The 16,309-nt window shown below is 69.6% G+C and carries 19 protein-coding genes; 5 read left to right on the top strand and 14 right to left on the bottom strand.

The features are described 5' to 3' along the window. Positions 1 to 13 precede the first annotated feature (13 nt). Entirely contained in the window at positions 14 to 667 is a 654-nt protein-coding gene (locus M2428_RS08035; RefSeq protein WP_277525436.1) for a LysE family translocator, read from the top strand. A gap of 86 nt (positions 668 to 753) precedes the next feature. Here M2428_RS08035 and M2428_RS08030 read toward each other — a convergent pair whose 3' ends face one another. Continuing rightward, entirely contained in the window at positions 754 to 1,503 is a 750-nt protein-coding gene (locus tag M2428_RS08030) for a 3-hydroxybutyrate dehydrogenase (RefSeq protein WP_277525435.1), read from the bottom strand. Between the two features lie 113 nt (positions 1,504 to 1,616). Next, on the bottom strand, positions 1,617 to 2,999 hold the full coding sequence (locus M2428_RS08025) for an MFS transporter (protein WP_277525434.1): 1,383 nt from the start codon (positions 2,997 to 2,999) through the stop codon (positions 1,617 to 1,619). Between the two features lie 132 nt (positions 3,000 to 3,131). On the opposite strand from M2428_RS08025, the gene M2428_RS08020 reads away from it, so the two are divergent. Continuing rightward, positions 3,132 to 4,049, top strand: coding sequence for a LysR family transcriptional regulator (locus tag M2428_RS08020; RefSeq protein ID WP_277525433.1), 918 nt, complete (start codon positions 3,132 to 3,134; stop codon positions 4,047 to 4,049). A 58-nt stretch (positions 4,050 to 4,107) separates the two neighbouring features. On the opposite strand, the gene M2428_RS08015 is transcribed toward M2428_RS08020, so the two are convergent. Further along, positions 4,108 to 5,031: a fused MFS/spermidine synthase gene (locus M2428_RS08015; RefSeq protein WP_277525432.1), complete on the bottom strand. Its 924-nt coding sequence runs from the start codon at positions 5,029 to 5,031 to the stop codon at positions 4,108 to 4,110. 219 nt (positions 5,032 to 5,250) lie between these two features. Between M2428_RS08015 and M2428_RS08010 the strand changes: the two genes are divergently transcribed. Beyond that, positions 5,251 to 6,177, top strand: a complete 927-nt coding sequence (locus tag M2428_RS08010; protein ID WP_277525431.1) for a universal stress protein — start codon at positions 5,251 to 5,253, stop codon at positions 6,175 to 6,177. A gap of 55 nt (positions 6,178 to 6,232) precedes the next feature. Beyond that, positions 6,233 to 7,234: a zinc-dependent alcohol dehydrogenase family protein gene (locus tag M2428_RS08005; RefSeq protein WP_277525430.1), complete on the top strand. Its 1,002-nt coding sequence runs from the start codon at positions 6,233 to 6,235 to the stop codon at positions 7,232 to 7,234. A gap of 187 nt (positions 7,235 to 7,421) precedes the next feature. On the opposite strand, the gene M2428_RS08000 is transcribed toward M2428_RS08005, so the two are convergent. From M2428_RS08000 to M2428_RS07975, 6 genes are all read right to left on the bottom strand, one after another. Beyond that, positions 7,422 to 7,640, bottom strand: a complete 219-nt coding sequence (locus M2428_RS08000) for a hypothetical protein (protein ID WP_277525429.1) — start codon at positions 7,638 to 7,640, stop codon at positions 7,422 to 7,424. Between the two features lie 42 nt (positions 7,641 to 7,682). Beyond that, positions 7,683 to 8,468: a glycosyltransferase family 2 protein gene (locus M2428_RS07995; protein ID WP_277525428.1), complete on the bottom strand. Its 786-nt coding sequence runs from the start codon at positions 8,466 to 8,468 to the stop codon at positions 7,683 to 7,685. 5 nt (positions 8,469 to 8,473) lie between these two features. Next, a complete protein-coding gene (locus M2428_RS07990; RefSeq protein ID WP_277525427.1) occupies positions 8,474 to 10,069 on the bottom strand; it encodes a bifunctional PIG-L family deacetylase/class I SAM-dependent methyltransferase in 1,596 nt (531 codons plus the stop codon). Then, positions 10,063 to 11,169, bottom strand: a complete 1,107-nt coding sequence (locus M2428_RS07985; protein ID WP_277525533.1) for an acyl-CoA dehydrogenase family protein — start codon at positions 11,167 to 11,169, stop codon at positions 10,063 to 10,065. Before M2428_RS07985 ends, M2428_RS07990 begins: the two co-directional genes overlap by 7 nt. A gap of 245 nt (positions 11,170 to 11,414) precedes the next feature. Continuing rightward, on the bottom strand, positions 11,415 to 12,092 hold the full coding sequence (locus M2428_RS07980; protein WP_277525426.1) for an O-methyltransferase: 678 nt from the start codon (positions 12,090 to 12,092) through the stop codon (positions 11,415 to 11,417). A gap of 80 nt (positions 12,093 to 12,172) precedes the next feature. Then, complete coding sequence (locus tag M2428_RS07975; protein WP_277525425.1) at positions 12,173 to 12,538, bottom strand: thiamine-binding protein; 366 nt, start codon at positions 12,536 to 12,538, stop codon at positions 12,173 to 12,175. 172 nt (positions 12,539 to 12,710) lie between these two features. Here M2428_RS07975 and M2428_RS07970 point away from each other — a divergent pair, with 172 nt between their 5' ends. After that, positions 12,711 to 13,343, top strand: coding sequence for a TetR/AcrR family transcriptional regulator (locus M2428_RS07970; RefSeq protein ID WP_277525424.1), 633 nt, complete (start codon positions 12,711 to 12,713; stop codon positions 13,341 to 13,343). Positions 13,344 to 13,380: 37 nt separating this feature from the next. On the opposite strand, the gene M2428_RS07965 is transcribed toward M2428_RS07970, so the two are convergent. From M2428_RS07965 to M2428_RS07945, 5 genes are all read right to left on the bottom strand, one after another. Continuing rightward, the gene (locus tag M2428_RS07965; protein ID WP_277525423.1) at positions 13,381 to 13,620 is read right to left on the bottom strand and encodes a hypothetical protein; all 240 of its coding nucleotides are present in this window, start codon (positions 13,618 to 13,620) and stop codon (positions 13,381 to 13,383) included. 106 nt (positions 13,621 to 13,726) lie between these two features. Further along, positions 13,727 to 14,038: an AzlD domain-containing protein gene (locus M2428_RS07960; RefSeq protein WP_277525422.1), complete on the bottom strand. Its 312-nt coding sequence runs from the start codon at positions 14,036 to 14,038 to the stop codon at positions 13,727 to 13,729. After that, positions 14,035 to 14,820, bottom strand: a complete 786-nt coding sequence (locus M2428_RS07955; protein WP_277525421.1) for an AzlC family ABC transporter permease — start codon at positions 14,818 to 14,820, stop codon at positions 14,035 to 14,037. The genes M2428_RS07960 and M2428_RS07955 overlap by 4 nt, the downstream gene beginning before the upstream one ends. Further along, on the bottom strand, positions 14,817 to 15,263 hold the full coding sequence (locus tag M2428_RS07950; protein ID WP_277525420.1) for a hypothetical protein: 447 nt from the start codon (positions 15,261 to 15,263) through the stop codon (positions 14,817 to 14,819). Before M2428_RS07950 ends, M2428_RS07955 begins: the two co-directional genes overlap by 4 nt. A 107-nt stretch (positions 15,264 to 15,370) precedes the next feature. Then, on the bottom strand, positions 15,371 to 16,270 hold the full coding sequence (locus M2428_RS07945) for a glycerophosphodiester phosphodiesterase family protein (protein ID WP_277525419.1): 900 nt from the start codon (positions 16,268 to 16,270) through the stop codon (positions 15,371 to 15,373). Positions 16,271 to 16,309 lie beyond the last annotated feature (39 nt).

Here is a 16,309-nt window from a genome sequence, read left to right as displayed (position 1 = left end):
GTTAGGATCAGGCATGGTCCCCACTACCAACCTCTTGGCCTTTGCCCTCGCCTCCCTCGTGCTCATCGCCGTCCCGGGGCCCAGCGTGCTGTTCGTGATCGGACGGACCCTGGCCCTGGGTCGCCGGGGCGGGCTGTTGAGCGTCCTGGGGAACGCGGCCGGGGAGGTGGTGCAGATCGCCGCCGTGGCCCTGGGCGTCGGCGTGGTGCTGGCCCAGTCCCTGCTGCTGTTCAGCGTGGTGAAATTCGCGGGCGCCGCCTACCTTGTTTACCTCGGGATCCAGGCCATCAGGCACCGTGGCGGCGGCCCGGCGACGGCGTCCTCCTCGAACCCGTCCTCGACCGCCCGCGTGCTCCGGGAGGGCTTCATCGTGGGCGCGACCAACCCCAAGTCGATTGTGTTCTTCGTGGCCGTGCTTCCGCAGTTCGTGGACTATTCCGGGGGCGCGATTCCGGTGCAGCTCGGAACCCTGGGGGCCATCTTCCTGCTGATTGCCCTTGTCTCAGACAGTACCTGGTCCCTCGCGGCCGGAACGGCCCGGCACTGGTTTGCCCGCTCCCCCCGGCGGATCGCCGCCCTCAGCACCACCGGCGGCGTGATGATGATCGGGCTGGGCGGCACCTTGGCCCTTGTGGGCAACTCCGCGGAATTCCAGCCGGGCAACTAGTCCGGGAAGCCGAAGCGGGCAAGCGGGCCGGCAACCAGCAGGCCGCTACCCTGCCACTAACCGGGCGAGTTCGGGCCGGCGGCCGGCTAACGCGCGGACCAGCCGCCGTCCATCGTGTAGCTGGCGCCGGTGACCATGCCGGCGTCGTCGGATGCCAGCCACGCCACCAGGGACGCCACTTCCTCGGGCTCCACGAGCCGCTTGACCGCCGATTCGGTCAGCATGATCTTGGCGAGCACCTCGGACTCCGGGATGCCATGCACCTTGGCCTGGTCCGCGATCTGCGCCTCCACCAGGGGTGTCCGGACGTAGCCGGGGTTGATGCAGTTGGACGTGACTCCGTGTGCCCCGCCTTCGAGTGCCGTCACCTTGCTCAGGCCTTCCAGCCCATGCTTGGCCGAGACGTAGGCGCTCTTGAACGGCGAGGCCCGCAGTCCGTGCACGGAGGACAGGTTGATGATCCGGCCGAAGTTGTTGGCGTACATGTGTGGCAACGCGGCCCGGATCAGCAGGAACGGCGCCTCGAGCATGAGGGTGATGATCCGGCGGAAGTCGGCCGGATCGAACTCCTCAATGGGGCTGATGCGCTGGATTCCGGCGTTGTTGACCAGGATGTCGCAGTCCAGGCTGAGCGTCTGGAGGGATTCAACGTCAAGGAGGTTGACGGCCCACGTGGTGCCGCCGACCTCGTCGGCGAGCGCTGCGGCGCCGGACTCGTCCACGTCCGCGATCACCACTTTGGCCCCTCGTGCCGCCAGGGCGCGGACGCTGGCTGCGCCGATCCCGCCGGCGCCGCCGGTGACCAGGGCCTTGCGTCCGTTCAGCGTGTTTTCCATAACTCAGCCTTCCATGTCAAAAAATTCGATGATGCGGCCGGCTCCAGCGTGGCTGGAGCCGGCCCGAAACTCAAGCAGCCCGGTTATTCAAGCTGCCCAGTGACGCAAGCAGCTCAGCGCATGGCTGCTACGGGCAGGCCTTCGCGTTCGGCGTCGGCCCGGTCCACGTCCTCCAGTGCAATCCCCTTGGTTTCCTTCAGGCTCAGCACTGCCACGGTGGTGATGGCGCAGGCGACCACCAGGTAGATCGCGGTGGGCAGCCAGGAGCCGGTGTCCTTGAGCCACTGGGTGGCCAGGAGCGGCGCCAGCGAACCGGCGAAGATCGAGGTGACCTGCGAGCCCAGGGAGACGCCGGCGTAGCGCATCCGGGTCGGGAACAGCTCCGACATGAGGGCCGGCTGGCCGGCATACATGAAGGCGTGCAGGCACAGGCCGATCGTGACGGCCAGGACGATGATCACCGGATTGCGGGTATCGAACATCGGGAAGGCGAAGAACGGCCAACTGGCACCGGTGATGGCACCGACGAGGTAGACCGGCTTCCGGCCCCAGCTGTCCACGAGGCGCCCGACCTGCGGGATGACCAGGAAGTGGATGACGTGGGCGATCAGCAGGGCCAGCAGCAGCGAGGAGGTGTCGTACTTGTGGACGGACTTCAGGTAGACGATCGCGAAGCTGACCACGAGGTAGTACATGATGTTTTCCGCAAACCGGAGGCCCATGGCCTGCAGAATGCCCTTGGGGTATTTGCGGATGACTTCGCGGACGCCGTAGCTGGCAGACTGCTCCTCTTCCAGCTGGGCCTTGGCCTCGAGGAAGATGGGCGATTCGGAGACGTGCGTGCGGATGTAGTAACCGACGAACACGATCACGGCGGAGAGCCAGAACGCCACACGCCAGCCCCAGCTGAGGAAGTCGGCGGCGCTGAGCACGTTGGACATGATGAACAAGACCAGGGTGGCCAGCAGGTTGCCCACAGGAACGGCGGCCTGGGGCCAGCTGGACCAGAAGCCGCGGGACTTGTTGGGGCTGTGCTCGGCGACGAGCAGGACAGCGCCGCCCCATTCGCCGCCGAGGGCGAAGCCCTGGATGAAGCGCAGGAAAACCAGCAGCGCCGGCGCCAGGTAGCCGAGGGTGGCGAAGCCCGGGAGGCAGCCCATCAGGAAGGTGGAGACACCGATAATGACGATGGTGAGCTGCAGGGTGGGCTTGCGGCCGAGCTTGTCGCCGATCTGACCGAAGACAATGCCACCCAGCGGGCGGGCCACGAACCCGACGGCGTAAGTCAGGAACGCCTGGATGATGCCGTCCAGTTCGTTGCCGGTGGCGGGGAAGAAGTACTTGCCGAACACCAGGGTGGCGGCGGTGGCATAGAGGAAGAATTCGTACCACTCGACGACGGTTCCCACCATCGATGCTGCGACGATTTTCTTGAGCCCGGAACCCTGGGATGCGGGTGCTGCGGGGGTTGTTGCAGAGCGTTCGTTTACGCTCATTCTCGTTCTCCTTAGTGTCCACGGTGACACGCGCTGTGACGCACAGCACTGAAATGGCTCCATTGAGTATTGCCGCACATTCTCGGCGATTCAATGGCCAAAGCGGCACCGAGTATGTGCAGAATTGCAGATATGAACGCCAATCCCGATGACCTGCTGGTCCTGCTCGCGGTGTCCCGTTCGGCGAAATTCACGACGGCGGCCCAGACTCTCGGGCTGAACCACACCACCGTCTCCCGCCGGATCGCCGCGCTGGAGAAGGCGCTGGGCGGCCGCGTGCTCTCGCGCGCGTCCGGCGGTTGGGAGCTCACCGAGCTCGGTGCCGAGGCCGTGCGGGTGGCCGAGCAGGTCGAGAGTGCCGTGCGCACCCTGGAGCAGCCCGGGCACACCCCGGATCCCATCACCGGCGTCGTCCGGATGACCGCGACGGACGGCTTCAGCGCCTACATCGCGGCCCCGGCCGTGGCCCGGCTCCGCCGCCACCATCCCGGCCTCAGCGTCGAGATCATCACCGTGACGCGCCGGGCGCTCCAGCAGCGTTCCGGCCTGGACATCGAGGTGGTGGTCGGCGAGCCGCAGGTGCACCGGGCAGAGGCCGCGCGGCTCGGCGAGTACATGCTGGGAATGTATGCCTCCCGCGGCTACCTGGCCGAGTATGGCACCCCGGCCACCGTGGAGGAACTGACGGCCCACTCGCTGGTCTATTTCGTCGATTCGATGCTGCAGGTGGACGATCTGGACGCCCCGCGTCGGCTGGTGCCCACCATGCGGGACGGGCTGAGCTCCACCAACGTCTTTGTCCACGTGGAGGCCACCCGCGCCGGCGCCGGGATCGGGTTCCTGCCCTGCTTCGCGGCCGACCTGCATCCGGACCTCGTCCGGCTCCTGCCCGAGGAATTCGCGGAACTGCTCCCCTACTGGATGGTGCTCCGGCCCGATTCGATGCGCCGGCCGGCGGTGGCGGCCCTCGTGCAGGCTTTACGGGAGCAGACCGCCGCGCACCGCAATGCCCTGCTGGGGCGGGGAGCAACCACATCGATTGCTCCGTAGGCGCCGTTATGGCGCCGCAAAAGGGCCGTTACGGAGCAGTCGGCGAATCAGCCGGGGCCTAAGCCGGGGTGTCAGTCGGCGACGCAGCCGGGGCGGAACCTGCCGGGTCGTGGCGGACGGCGGCGCCGGCCGCGAACGCCCGCACCTTCGCGTCGTTCCAGATGTGGGCCGGCACCGCACCGCCGAGCAGGCGGCGCGCGAGGCCGGGATCGTCGTCGAACGGGAGATCGCTGCCGGCCATGATCATGTTGCCGAAGCGCCGGCCCTTGAGCATGGCCGGATCCGCGATGATCACGGTGTGGGCAAAGGCGTCGGCGATGGTGGCGGCGTCTTCGCGCGCATTCCTGAGGTCCGGGGCGTCCCCGGAGTTCACCACATAGATCCCGCCGGGTGCCAGGACGCGCTTGGCGTGCTCGGTGAATTCCCGGGTGGTAAGCGGCCGCGGGGTCAGCGAGCCGGCGAAGACGTCGCGGATGATCAGGTCCCGGGTCTGCGGGGTTAGGCCTTCGGTGACTTCCCGGGCCTCCCCCACGCGCAGGCGCAGCAGCGGGGCCTTGGGCAGGTCAAACCAGCCCCGGACATAGTCGGCGAGCTTGCCGTCCAGCTCGACCACCACCTGGCGGGCGTCCGGATAGGCGGCGTGGAAATAGCGGGCCAGTGAGCAAGCTCCCCCGCCGAGGTGCAGGGCGCGCAGCTTGGGCTTTGAATCGCGCGGCCAGCGCGACTCCACAAGGGCGGCGATCCAGCGCATGTACTCGAAGTCCAGGAACAACGGGTCCGCGAGGTCAATGTGCGAGCTCATGACCCCGTTGATGCGCAGGAGCCAGCCGGTGGAATTGTCCTGGTCCGGGATCAGCTCGCAGTCTCCGGTGTCGATGTAATACACCCCGGCCACAGGACCGGCCGGCCGGGAACCCTTGGGCACTTCCACCACTCCGGGCTCGGCGGTTCCGGCGCCCCGCCCCCTGCCCCGCTTGGCCATCAGCTATCCCACGCATTGTGCATCTTTCAACCCTAGTTCACCGGCAGAGGTGCCCCCGGACCGGGTTCCCGGCTGGAATTGCCCCGCACGGCCGGCCGCAGGCCGGACGCCGGCCGTCCGTGGGACCAAAGCCCCTAGCCATTTTCGGGCCGCAGGGTTTTTACTGGGGCTGCACATACTGCCGGGCGAAGGGGTGCGTCCGCCGAGCCGGGAGGAACAATGTCGGCACCCGCAGGGCAGCAGGGCGGCATCGTGGCAGTCGGCTACGGCGGGTCCGAGGCCGCCCAACTCGCCGTTCGCTGGGCCGCCGGCTACGCGGCCGCCGCGGGGCTGAACCTGCGCGTGGTCCATGCCTGGGTGTGGCCGGTCTTCACCAAGAACCTGGGCCCCGTCAGGGGCGTGGCCGGCAGCGGGCTGCGGCACTCCGCGGAAGCCATCCTCGCCGAGGGCGTCGAGCTGGCCCGCAAGGCCGCCCTCGAAGCGGCCGGAGCCGCGCCCTCCGGCGTCCAGCGTGCCGTTCCCGATGCTGCCGTTCCCGAAAACGCGCCGGAACGCCCGGGCCCCGCCGTCGACGGCCTGATGGAGGCCGGGCTCCCGGCACCCGTTCTGCGCGACGCCGCCCGGGACGCCCGGCTGCTGGTGGTCGGCAGCCGGGGCCTTGGCGCCGTCCTGGGCCAGGTGGCCGGCTCGGTCTGCATCGATCTGGCCGGCTCGGCACCCTGCCCGGTGATGGTGATCCGGCGCCCGCGCCGCCGGGCTCACCCGGTCGTGGTGGGAGTTGATGCCTCGCCCCGCAGCCCAACCACAGTGGCCGAGGCCATCGGGCTTGCCGAAGTCCTCGGCGCCCCGCTGCAGCTCGTCCACGTGGATCCGCTCCGGGCCGGGGCGCGGGAGGAGCACGGCCGCCATGCCAGGCTCCACGGCCAGGAGCTGCTGGATCACGCAGTCGCTGAGGCCCGCCAGCTGGCATCCGGTCTGGAGGTCTCCGGGTCCCTGCGCGAGGGGCATGCCGCCCGGGGACTGCTGGACGCCGCGGACGACGCCGACGTCCTGGTGCTCGGGACCCACAACCCCTCGGGCGGACCCGGCAACACGGTCTCCGCAGTGCTGCACAAGGCGCGCTGCAACGTGCTGGTCACCCGCTAGCCGCCGCGAACGTAACCGATTCGGACCCGCAGGTGCTGCAGAAAAGGAGGCCGCGGTGCGAGCCTGGCAAGTTGGACGTCCGGGGCCCATGTCCAGCAGGCCCCTCGTCGCCGCCGACTGCCCGGATCCTGTGCCGGGACGCGGAGAGGTCCTGCTGAAAGTGCGGGTCTGCGGTGTGTGCCGCACGGACTTGCACCTGGCCGAGGGCGACCTCGCGCCGCAGCGCCCCGGGGTCATCCCGGGCCACGAGGTGGTGGGTGAGGTGATCGGGCAAGGCCCCGGGGCGGCCAGGTTCGGCCTCGGCGAACGGGTGGGGGTTCCCTGGCTGGGCGGCACCTGCGGCGCCTGCCGGTTCTGCGTGCGCGGCCAGGAAAACCTATGCCTTACCCCAACGTTTACCGGCTGGGACCGCGACGGCGGGTACGCCGAGCTCATCACGGTGGCGGAGAACTTCGCCTACCGGATCCCGGACACGTTCAGCGACGAGGAGGCCGCGCCGCTGCTGTGCGCAGGCATCATCGGCTACCGTGCCCTGAGCCGGGCGGAGCTGCCGATCGGCGGCCGGCTGGGCATTTATGGCTTCGGCGGTTCCGCGCATTTGGCCGCCCAGATCGCCCTGTACCGGGGTGCCTGCGTGTACGTCATGACCCGGTCCGCGGAGGCGCGCAAGCTGGCCCTGGACCTGGGTGCGACGTTCGCCGGCGGGGCCGAGGAGCAGCCGCCGGATCCCCTGGATGCCGCGATTCTCTTTGCCCCCGCGGGCGGGCTAGTGCCGTTTGCGCTCCGCGCCCTGGACCGCGGCGGGACGCTCGCCGTCGCGGGCATCCACCTGAGCGACATTCCGCCCCTGCACTACACCGACGAGCTCTTCCAGGAGCGCCAGCTGCGCAGCGTCACGGCCAACACCAGGGCCGACGGCGAGGAGTTTTTCCGGATCGCCGTCGAGATCCCGCTCCATCCCACCACGGTGGCGTATCCGTTCTCGGCCGCGGACCAGGCCTTACGGGACCTGGCGGAGGACCGGATCACCGGTGCGGCCGTGCTGCACATGGAGTAGGTCTAAGGCCCCGGCGATCCGGGGCCGCGCTGTCGCCCGGCCCCGCCGCCGTCGTCGTCGAAATCGCCGGAATGGTGCGGATTCGCCGGAACGTTACGGCGATGTGGCAGGTATCCGGCGAATTCGCGTCGGCGGGGCGGCCTCGCGTCGGCGGGGCGGCTGGCGGGGCACCTGTGCGGCACATGAGCTAGTCGCCGGCGGCGCTGATCCCGAACTCGCTCTTCAGCCGCACGCGGGCGCCGCGCTCCACCAGGGTGGGTATGTATGTCTTGATCCGGCCTGCGTTCAGGGCGTCGAATTCCTCGCCGACGATCCCGGCGATGTGGATCCTCGGAACGTGCGGAAACCGGGCAGCCAAGCGGTCCACAACCTGATCAATGCTGGATTCTTTCGCATCGTCCGTCACTCCTTCAGTGTGGAGCGGGCCGGTTCCGGCGTCAATGAATCCTCAGCCGGCAGGCGGCAGCAAGTGGCCCAGGCTCCGCAGGTATGTGCCGAAGCCGTGCGGTGCCCGGGCGTGGGTCCGGCCGGAAGTCATGACCCGGGTGCTGTCCGTCGCGGTGACCGTAAAGGCGCGGCTGCGGAGGCTGTGCACCAGGGTCCGGTCCTCTTCGGACGTGATCCGTGCGAACCCGCCGGCCGTCAGATAGGCCGAAGCCCGGACCCCGAAATTCGCGCCGTAGATGTGGGGATGGTCCTCGGTGAAGGGGTGGCGTTCGCGCCAGCGCCTGAGCAGTTCAGGGTCCATCCCGGCGGGGTCAGGCTCCACGGATCCAAGCACAGCGTCAGCCCCGGCTTCGGCGAACTCAAGCTGGCGCACCAGCCAGTTCTCCGGCACCCGGGAATCGGCGTCGGTGTTGGCCAGCCAGGTTTGGCGGGCCCAGGGCGGCGGCGTCCAACGCTGGCCGGGCGGCCGCTGCCGAGGCACGCCGATGCCCGAGGCCCGGATGCCCGCGGCCCGGCTGGCGCCGGCGCTGCGGTAGCTGACCTCCAGCGCGCTGATACGCGGGTCCGTGGCGGCGTAGCCAGCCGTGATGGCGGCGGAGCCGTCCGTGCAGCTATCCAGCACCACCGTCACGCGGGTGTCGACGTCGGGCCGGACCCGGTGCAGGGCGTCCGCGGACCGCTGAACGGCCAGCAGCGCCTGCCCAAGGTGGTCTTCCTCGTCGTGCGCGGGCATGACGACGGCCACCCGTTCGATCCGCTGCCCGCGCGGCAACGGCAACGCCGCCATCCGGGTCACCGCCTCCGTCCGGGAGCGCCGCGGTCCGGCGCGGTGTGAGGTGCGTTGTCCGGCGCGGTGAGAGACGCGGTTTGAGGTGCGGAGTCCGGTGCGGCGTCCGGCGCAAGGAACATTTCGAGGATGAAGTCGCGCTCCTGGTAGATCCCGCCGCCGGTCCAGCCTAGGCGCCGCCGGGCCGCGGCGTGGACCGAGTCGCCGTCGAGTTCCCAGCCGGAAACGGGGTGCCGCCAGTGGCACAGCGCGAGCGTCCCGCCCGGCATGAGCGAGCCCTCAATCCGGTCGAACAGTCCGGCGAGCTCTGCCGGCGAGAGGTAGTAACCCACCTCTGAGACCACGATCAGGTCGAATGATCCGTCCGGCCACTCGTTCGGGACTGTCAGGTGGTGCGTTGTTGCCGCGGGAAGGTGGGCGAGCCGCCGGGCGGCGCGGTCCAGGGCCGTGCCGCTGGCGTCAACAGCGAGGAAGCTTCCGCACCGCGGCGCGAGCTCCGCGCTCAGGGTCCCGATCGAGCAGCCGATCTCCAGCCCGGCCGTGTAGCTGCCGCCGGGCAGCGCGGCGAGCGTGAGGGAACGCTTGCGCTGCTCGTACCAGCTCGAGGTGTATCGCCAGGGATCCTCGTCCCGGGCATGGACCGCATCGAAGAGGCGCTCCGCGTCGCCCGCGGCGTAGGGGCGTGGGGACCCGGCGTCGGCCGGGGCATCTTTCGCCGGAGCGGCGGATCCAACGCCGGATCCGGCGTCGGCCGGGGCGTCCGCCGGGTGCCAGGCAAACGTCTCCCAGCTCCGCTCAAAGTGCGCCAGGAAGGCCGGGGGCAGAAGCACCTCGTCACCCGGCAGCCCGGAGAGCGGCAGCACCTGGGATGTATGAGCCGCCATGGCGGCAGCCTTGGCGGCCAGCTCTGCCGGGCGCAGCGGCAGCCGGAACCAGCCGCGCCATGCCCCGCCGGCCGGGTCATCCGGCCCAGCAGCATCGTCCGACCCAGCCGCGTTATCCGGTCCCTCTGGCGCCGCCCACAACCAGTACCAGATGGGGTATTCGAGCAGCGCGTAGCCCGCCGCGGCGCTTAGCTCTGCGGCAACGGACCCGAGGACGTCGTGGTCGGTGTGCCCATCCGACCTGTAGGGCGCCACGAGAACGATCTCGTCGGCGGCGTGCCCGCACTCACCGGCCGCCTCGCGGACCGCGGCACGGATCAGCTCCAGGTGCCCGGCGAGTTGTCCGTCGGGCAGGCCAAGGCACTGCCACTCCAGGTCCCCGGGCAGGTCCCCGCCCCCGGAAAGGTGTTCGAGTGCGTCGCCGAACTCTTGCAAGCGGACCGCGGCGAGCTGTTCCGGCGTCGTGGTTGGCGAGCCGGGGTGCGATCCTTCCCCAGCCGTGCACAGCAGCACTCGGACCGTGGCGCCGACGGCGTGCAGCCGGGCCAGCAGTCCGCCGGCGCCGAGCGATTCGTCGTCCGGGTGCGCGGCCAGGACAATGAAGGCCCGGCCGGCGAGCGCCGCGTCATCCAGCGGCAGTTCCGGCAGCCCGGCGGCACGGCTGCCGGCCCACGCGGCCTCGCTGGTCCCGGCGTCGTTGTGGGTGAAAGTCACCATGGGTTGCTTCCTGTCAGCGTCAGGGTGCCCAGCTGCGCGTCGTCGCGCATGGCGTGGTGCTGGCGGATGTACAGGGCGAGATCGGCCATCCGTTTTCCGTAGCGCTCGTCGAAGGCGAGCGGGGCCGGCCCCAGATTTTGGCTCACGAGCGTCTGGACGCGTTCGACGGCTGCGGCAACGCTTCCCCGCACTCGCAGGGCTTCCGGCCACGCACCGCCGTCCGAGAGCTCCCCGGCGTCGATCCTCGCGGCCGTCCCGGCCAGGTAGGCGGTCAGGGCGGCCAGCGTTCGGTCAATCTCGCCGAGATGGGCCAGGGCTATCTGGTCCGGCTCGCGTCCGCCATCGGCGGCCTGCCGCAGGGAGGCGGTGAAGCTGCGCGCCACGGCGACGGCGCCGCCCAGCCAGCAGGCGGCCACGCCCATGCCGCCCCAGGCGAAGCCCGGGCGCTGGTAGTACCAGCCAGGGCCGCCGAGGGGCACGGCGGGGACGGCCTCGAAGTGGACGGTGCCGCTGGGAATCTCGCGCAGCCCCCGGCTGGTCCACTCCGGATTCGCGAAGCCCACACCGTGGGCGTGGAGGTCGACGGCGAAAGCCGCCCGGCCTCCGGTCTCCAGATGGGCCGTCAGCACGGCATGGTCCAGCTGCGCGGCGAGCGAACACCAGGGCTTGGACCCCTGGAGGATCCAGCCACCAGCGGATTCCCTGGCCTCAAGCCGCAGGCCGGGCGCCTCGGCGGCAAAAACCCCCCAGGTCCCCTCGAAGTCGGCGCCGTCGGGATCCGGGAAGTCCCCGCCATCCTGCGCCGCCTTCTCTGCGGCCTGGCCGAGGATCGCCACGGCGTCCAGGTGCGGTTCCAGCACGCGACCGGCAGCGACGTCGACGGCGGTCACGGAGGCAAGGATCTCCCACAGGAACGCGGTCCGGCCGTCCCCGGGTTTTGGCGCCGTCGCCGCTGCCGCCTTGGCCAGATCCAGCAGCGCCGGGACATCGCCGACGGCGGCATGCACATCCGACAGCAGGGGGCTGATCGCGTCCAAGTCTGCGGCCTTGGAGCTGATCCTGACAGGTAGGGGGTGGTGGGAGGTGGGGATCCCGTTCATTTCGACTGCCTGTGTTCCTTCGGGCTGGGCGGATTCTGGCTGTGCGGATCGGGCGTGTGGGCTGGCCATGTGGCTGGAGTCCTGCGCGTCCGCGGCCGCGCCGCCATCGCTGGCGCCGTCGACAAGCAATCTAAGCATACTTAGCACTTGATGCTGGCCGGCCGCACCCACTCAGGCAGCAGGCCCCGGCACTCGTGCGCCCGAGCGGACAATCTCTTGTGCCCCAGCGGACCAATCTATTGCGCCTAGCGGACGATCGCGAGGGCGAAGCCGTCCCAGCCTTTCGAACCCACGGTCTGTATGACGGTGCCGTCCAGCCGCGGGTCATCGCCCAGCATCTGGAGCGTGCTGATGATTCCGGGGGCGTTCACCGGGTCCATCGATGCGTCCAGCACCGCGCCTTCCCACACGACGTTGTCCACCACGATGGTGGTCCCGGGCCGGCCAAGCCGGATGGCCCAGTCCAGGTAGTGGGGGTTGTTTTCCTTGTCGGCATCGATGAACACGAAGTCGAAGGGCGGCCCCGCCTCGCCTTCCAGCTCCTGCAGTGTGTCCAGCGCCGCGCCGACCCGGATGTCCACCTTGTGGCCCACGCCGGCGTCGTCAACGTTCGCGCGCGCAACGCTGGCGTGCAGCGGGAGGTACTCGCAGGTGACCAACCGGCCGTCGTCGGGCAGCCCCTGGGCCATCCAGATGGTGCTGAAGCCGGCCAGCGTGCCGATCTCCAGGACGCGGCGGGCACCGGAGAGCTGGACCAGCAATTTCAGGAGTTTGCCGGCGTTGGGGGCCACTTCGATGGGCGGCATGCCGGCCTCAAGAGCACTGGTTACGGCGCGCTTGAGTGAACTGTCCGGGCGGACCACTGCGTCGGAGAGGAAGTCCTCGACGGCGACCCAGCCGGGGGTGGACTGATGCTCGATCATGTCCCCAGTGTTCCAGCCGCCCGCGCCCGGCGGTAGCCTCCGGGTTCGGTTTCCGTCCGGAGTTCGGTCTGCGCCCGGCCTTAAGTGCCCGGCCGGATTGGAATTTGCGGTCCGGTACCGCCGGCGCCCTGCCCGTCGATGGCATTTTCCAGCCGCTCCACCTTGCCGGTCAGCTCGCCGCTGTAGCCGGGCCGGATGTCCGCCTTGAGCACCAGCGATACGCGGGAACCGTAGGCGCCCGCCGCGTCAGTGGCCCGTTTGACGACGTCCATGACCTCGTCCCACTCCCCCTCGATCTCGGTGAACATGGAACTTGTCCGGTTGGGCAGGCCGGACTCCCGGACGATCCGCACCGCGGCCGCGACGGCGTCGTGGACCGACGCGTCGCCGGACGCCTGCCCGTTGGCGGGGTCACCGGAGGGTGCTACGGAGAATGCGACCAGCATGTGGTGGTTCCCTTCACTCAGTCCGGACAGCGGGCAAAATCCAGGCCGTCCGGCACTAGTCTTTCACGCGATTCCGCCACGACGGCGTCCGGGTGTGCCTTCGAAACCGTCACATAAATCACTACCCGCCGGTAACAGGTTCGTGCACCCCTCGCGTTGCTAACCTAGGCAAATGAACCGGGCAGTAGACCGCAGGCCGCTCCGCGCAGATGCCGCGCGAAACGTGGACAAAATCATCGCCGCTGCCCGGCAGTGCTTCCGCGAGCACGGACCCGAGGTGCCGCTGCAGACCATTGCCGTCACCGCCGGGGTGGGCCCTGCCACCCTCTTCCGGAATTTCTCAGACAAAGAAGAATTGGTGCTCGCTGCCCTGAACCGGCAGCTGCGGCTGCAGGTGGATCCGGCCATCGATGAGGCCCTGGCCGATCCGGACGCCGCTGCCGGACTCTTCCGGGTCATCGATGCCACGATGCAGGTTGCCAGCGAAGAGGCCAACCTCCTGGGTGCTGTCGCCGGCCGGCGCGGGCTGCTGGCGGGCATTACGGGCGGCCTGATTGAATCCATCGCCGTGCTGCTGGGCCGGGGGCAGGGCCAGGGCAGCCTGCGCAGCGATATTTCCATGACGGACATGATCCGCCTGCTGGCCATGCTGATCGGCGTAGTGGACACGATGGAACCGGGCTCCGACGCGTGGCGGCGGCCCGTGGCGCTGGTGGAGGATGCCATCCGGACGGAGCGGCCGGACCGGGCATTGCCGCCGCAAGCCCCGCTGGCGGGCACCGCCTTCGACGCCCTTCTCGGCTAGCCTGCGCTCTCGGCCGGCCGGTGCGTGCCAGCAGGCGCTAGTCCTCGGCCGGCTTGTCTTTGGCTTCGAGCAGGTGTTGCTGCAGCTTCTCTTCGGCGTCCCGGCGACGGCGCGACACTTCGCGCATTTCCCGGGTGGACTCGGCCCCTCCAGAATCAAACGGCTCCTGCTGCTTAGAGCGCTGCTCCTTGCGTGGCTCCGCGGCCTCTGGTTCCGCGACTTCTGGCTCCGCGGCCTCCTGCCCCGCAGCAGGCTGGTCGCCGTCCTGTTCGCTCATGTTCGAATGCTCCCACGCGATCCCGACGTCAAGTAGGGACTAAAGACCGTTCCCGCCACGCCCACAGGCGGTGCTCGGAGCAGCGCTGGCAGGGTTCCGCAGGGGGTCAATCCCAGCCCAGCAGCCGGAGCCCGGCGGCGGCGGCCGCGCCGGCGATCACCACCACCAGGAACGGCGCCCGGAACCACAATGCGATGCCCGCGGCCGCCAATGCGCCCAGCCGTGCGTCCAGGACGAGCGACTGACCGGAGGCGACGGCGTTGACCACCGTCAGGGACGCCAGCAGCCCGATCGTCATGGTCCCGGCAATCCTGGACATTCGCGGGTTGCGGAGCAGGCTGGCCGGCACCAAGTAGCCGAGCAGCTTCCAGGCGTAGGCGAGCAGGCAGGAGAGCAGCAGCCAGATCCAGAGGTTCATGCGTCGTCTCCAGTGCGGTCGCCGCGGCGGTCGCCGCGGTGGTCGCCGGCAGGGTCGTGGTGGTGTTGCGCGTGCTGCTCAGCGTAGGGATCGACGTCCGGCTCCAGGCCCTCGTCGCTGCGGCCGTGGCTAAACCAGCCGATTCCGGCGGCGACCAGGGCGGCGACCAGAATCGGCACTCCCGGGGGCACGAACGGCACGGCCAGCACGGTGGCAAGCGCACAGACAACCGCGATCGCCACAGGTTCCTTGCCTTTCAGCCGCGGCCAGAGCAGGCCCAGGAAGGCCGCCACTGCGGCGCCGTCGAGCCCCCACTGTTTGGGATCCCCGAGTGCCCCGCCGGCCATCGCGCCGAGAGCCGTGAACAGGTTCCAGAGGACGAAGACACCGATTCCGGCGGTCCAGAAGCCGCGCTTCTGCTCGTCCGGGTCCGTCTGCCCCGTGCTGGTGGCGGTGGACTCGTCGATGGTCAGCTGGGCAGCGGCAAACCTGCGCCACCCGCGCGGCTGCAACAGGGCGTTGATTTGCATGCCGTAGATTCCGTTGCGCATGCCCAGCAGCGTCGCGGCGCCCATCGCGGCGACGCCGGACCCGCCGCCGGCCACCACGCCGATGAAGGCGAACTGCGAGCCACCGCTGAAGAGCAGCAGGCTCAGGGCCATGGTCTGCCAGAAATCCAGGCCCGAGGTGACGGACAGCGCGCCGAACGACACGCCGTAAAGACCGGTGGCGATGCTGATCGACAACCCGATCCGCACTGCCGGCGACTGCAGGATTTTCACGGGCGCCGGTTCCGTCGCGTCAGAGTCCAGGCCCACGCGATGAGGGGCGCCTGGAGTGGGAGCCGCAAGGTATGCACGCGTCGCCGCCGCGGCGTGCCCTCCGGCCCGCAGGCCTTGCGCAGGGCATCGACATGGCCGGAAAGAAACGCGGTGAACAGTGCCGTGACGCTACCGGCGGCGGCCCTGCGGGTGGCCGGGATCAGGAGGCCGACGGCGGCGGCGGCTTCCAGCAGCCCGCTGGCTGCCACCCATTCCTCACGGGACAGGACGGCCAGCGGGCCGTTCGGCTGCTCGCCGGAGTCGTCCCGGCACAGGATGTCGGGAACCACCGGGTGGAAAAATTCGGGCTCGCGGAAGTGCTTGGCGGCGCTGGTGAGCAGCAGCGCGCTCATCGCTGCCGCGGACAGCGTCTGGAGGTCCCGGCCGGACCAGCGAATTGGCATGCAACCACTCAACCACAGGGGACACGCCGGCCGTAATCCGCCGGGGAGCCCCGGCGCCACAACGAATTCCGATCGGATCCGCCCAGTTCCGCAGCGCGGCCGGGCTGTTAGCGGAGGGGCTGGCGGTCCGTCATTAGCTGGGTCAGGACCTGGGCGGGCCAGTTCGTGGTGATCTCGTGGACCCCCAGTTCCCTGCACCGCTCGACGTCGTCCTCGGCATCGACCGTCCACACCCGGATGCGTCGGCCCGAGCCGATCCAGCGCTCAACGGTCCCGGGGAACGCGCGGACGTACCCGATGCCGGGGCCGGCCATGCCTGCCTCGCCGGCGGCCAGGATCCGTTCGCCCTCCGCCTGGGCGGCCTTCATCACATTGGCCAGCGCCCCGCCGGTCAGGGCACCGAGGCGCAGCTCTTCTCGGATTTCCGCCACATTGACGTCGTCAACGAGTTGGCAGACGGCCCCTGCCGGCACGGACTCGAGAAGGTGCTTAACGGCATCGGGGCTAAAGCTCATGAAGGAAACCATGATGTTCTCCAGCATTGACGTGGCTGGATTCCACCCCCTGTCCCTTAGGACGTCGAGGGCCCGGTCCTCCAGTCCGAGATGGAACGAGCTGGGATGTTTGAATTCAATCGCCAGGCCTATTGGGCGGCCCGCCGCGCGCAGGATGTCGAGCAGTTCCGGCAGGGTCAGGAACTGCTCAGACTTGGCGCCGTAGGCTTCCGGGATCCGGGCGCCCTTCCAGGAGGAGAAGTCCAGGCGACGGAGCTCTTCCAACATCCGGTCCGCGACCTGCCCGGTGCCGTCCGAGGTGCGGTCCAGGGTGGAATCGTGCAGGAGCACCACTTGCCGGTCCCGGGTCAGGCGGACATCGCATTCCACACCGTCGGCGCCGTCGGCAATTGCCTGCAGGTACGCGGCCCTCGTGTGCTCGGCGAAGGCACCACTAGCGCCCCGGTGGGCATAGACCAGAGGACGGGCGGCGGCGGACTCGTCTGTCGTCATGGTGCCACGTTAGCGGACGGCCCGTTCCTTGGCGGGACT

Origin of the sequence: Arthrobacter sp. ES3-54 (assembly GCF_029504395.1) — a bacterium.
Lineage (GTDB): Bacteria > Actinomycetota > Actinomycetes > Actinomycetales > Micrococcaceae > Arthrobacter.
This window is presented reverse-complemented; position numbering and strand designations above follow the sequence as displayed.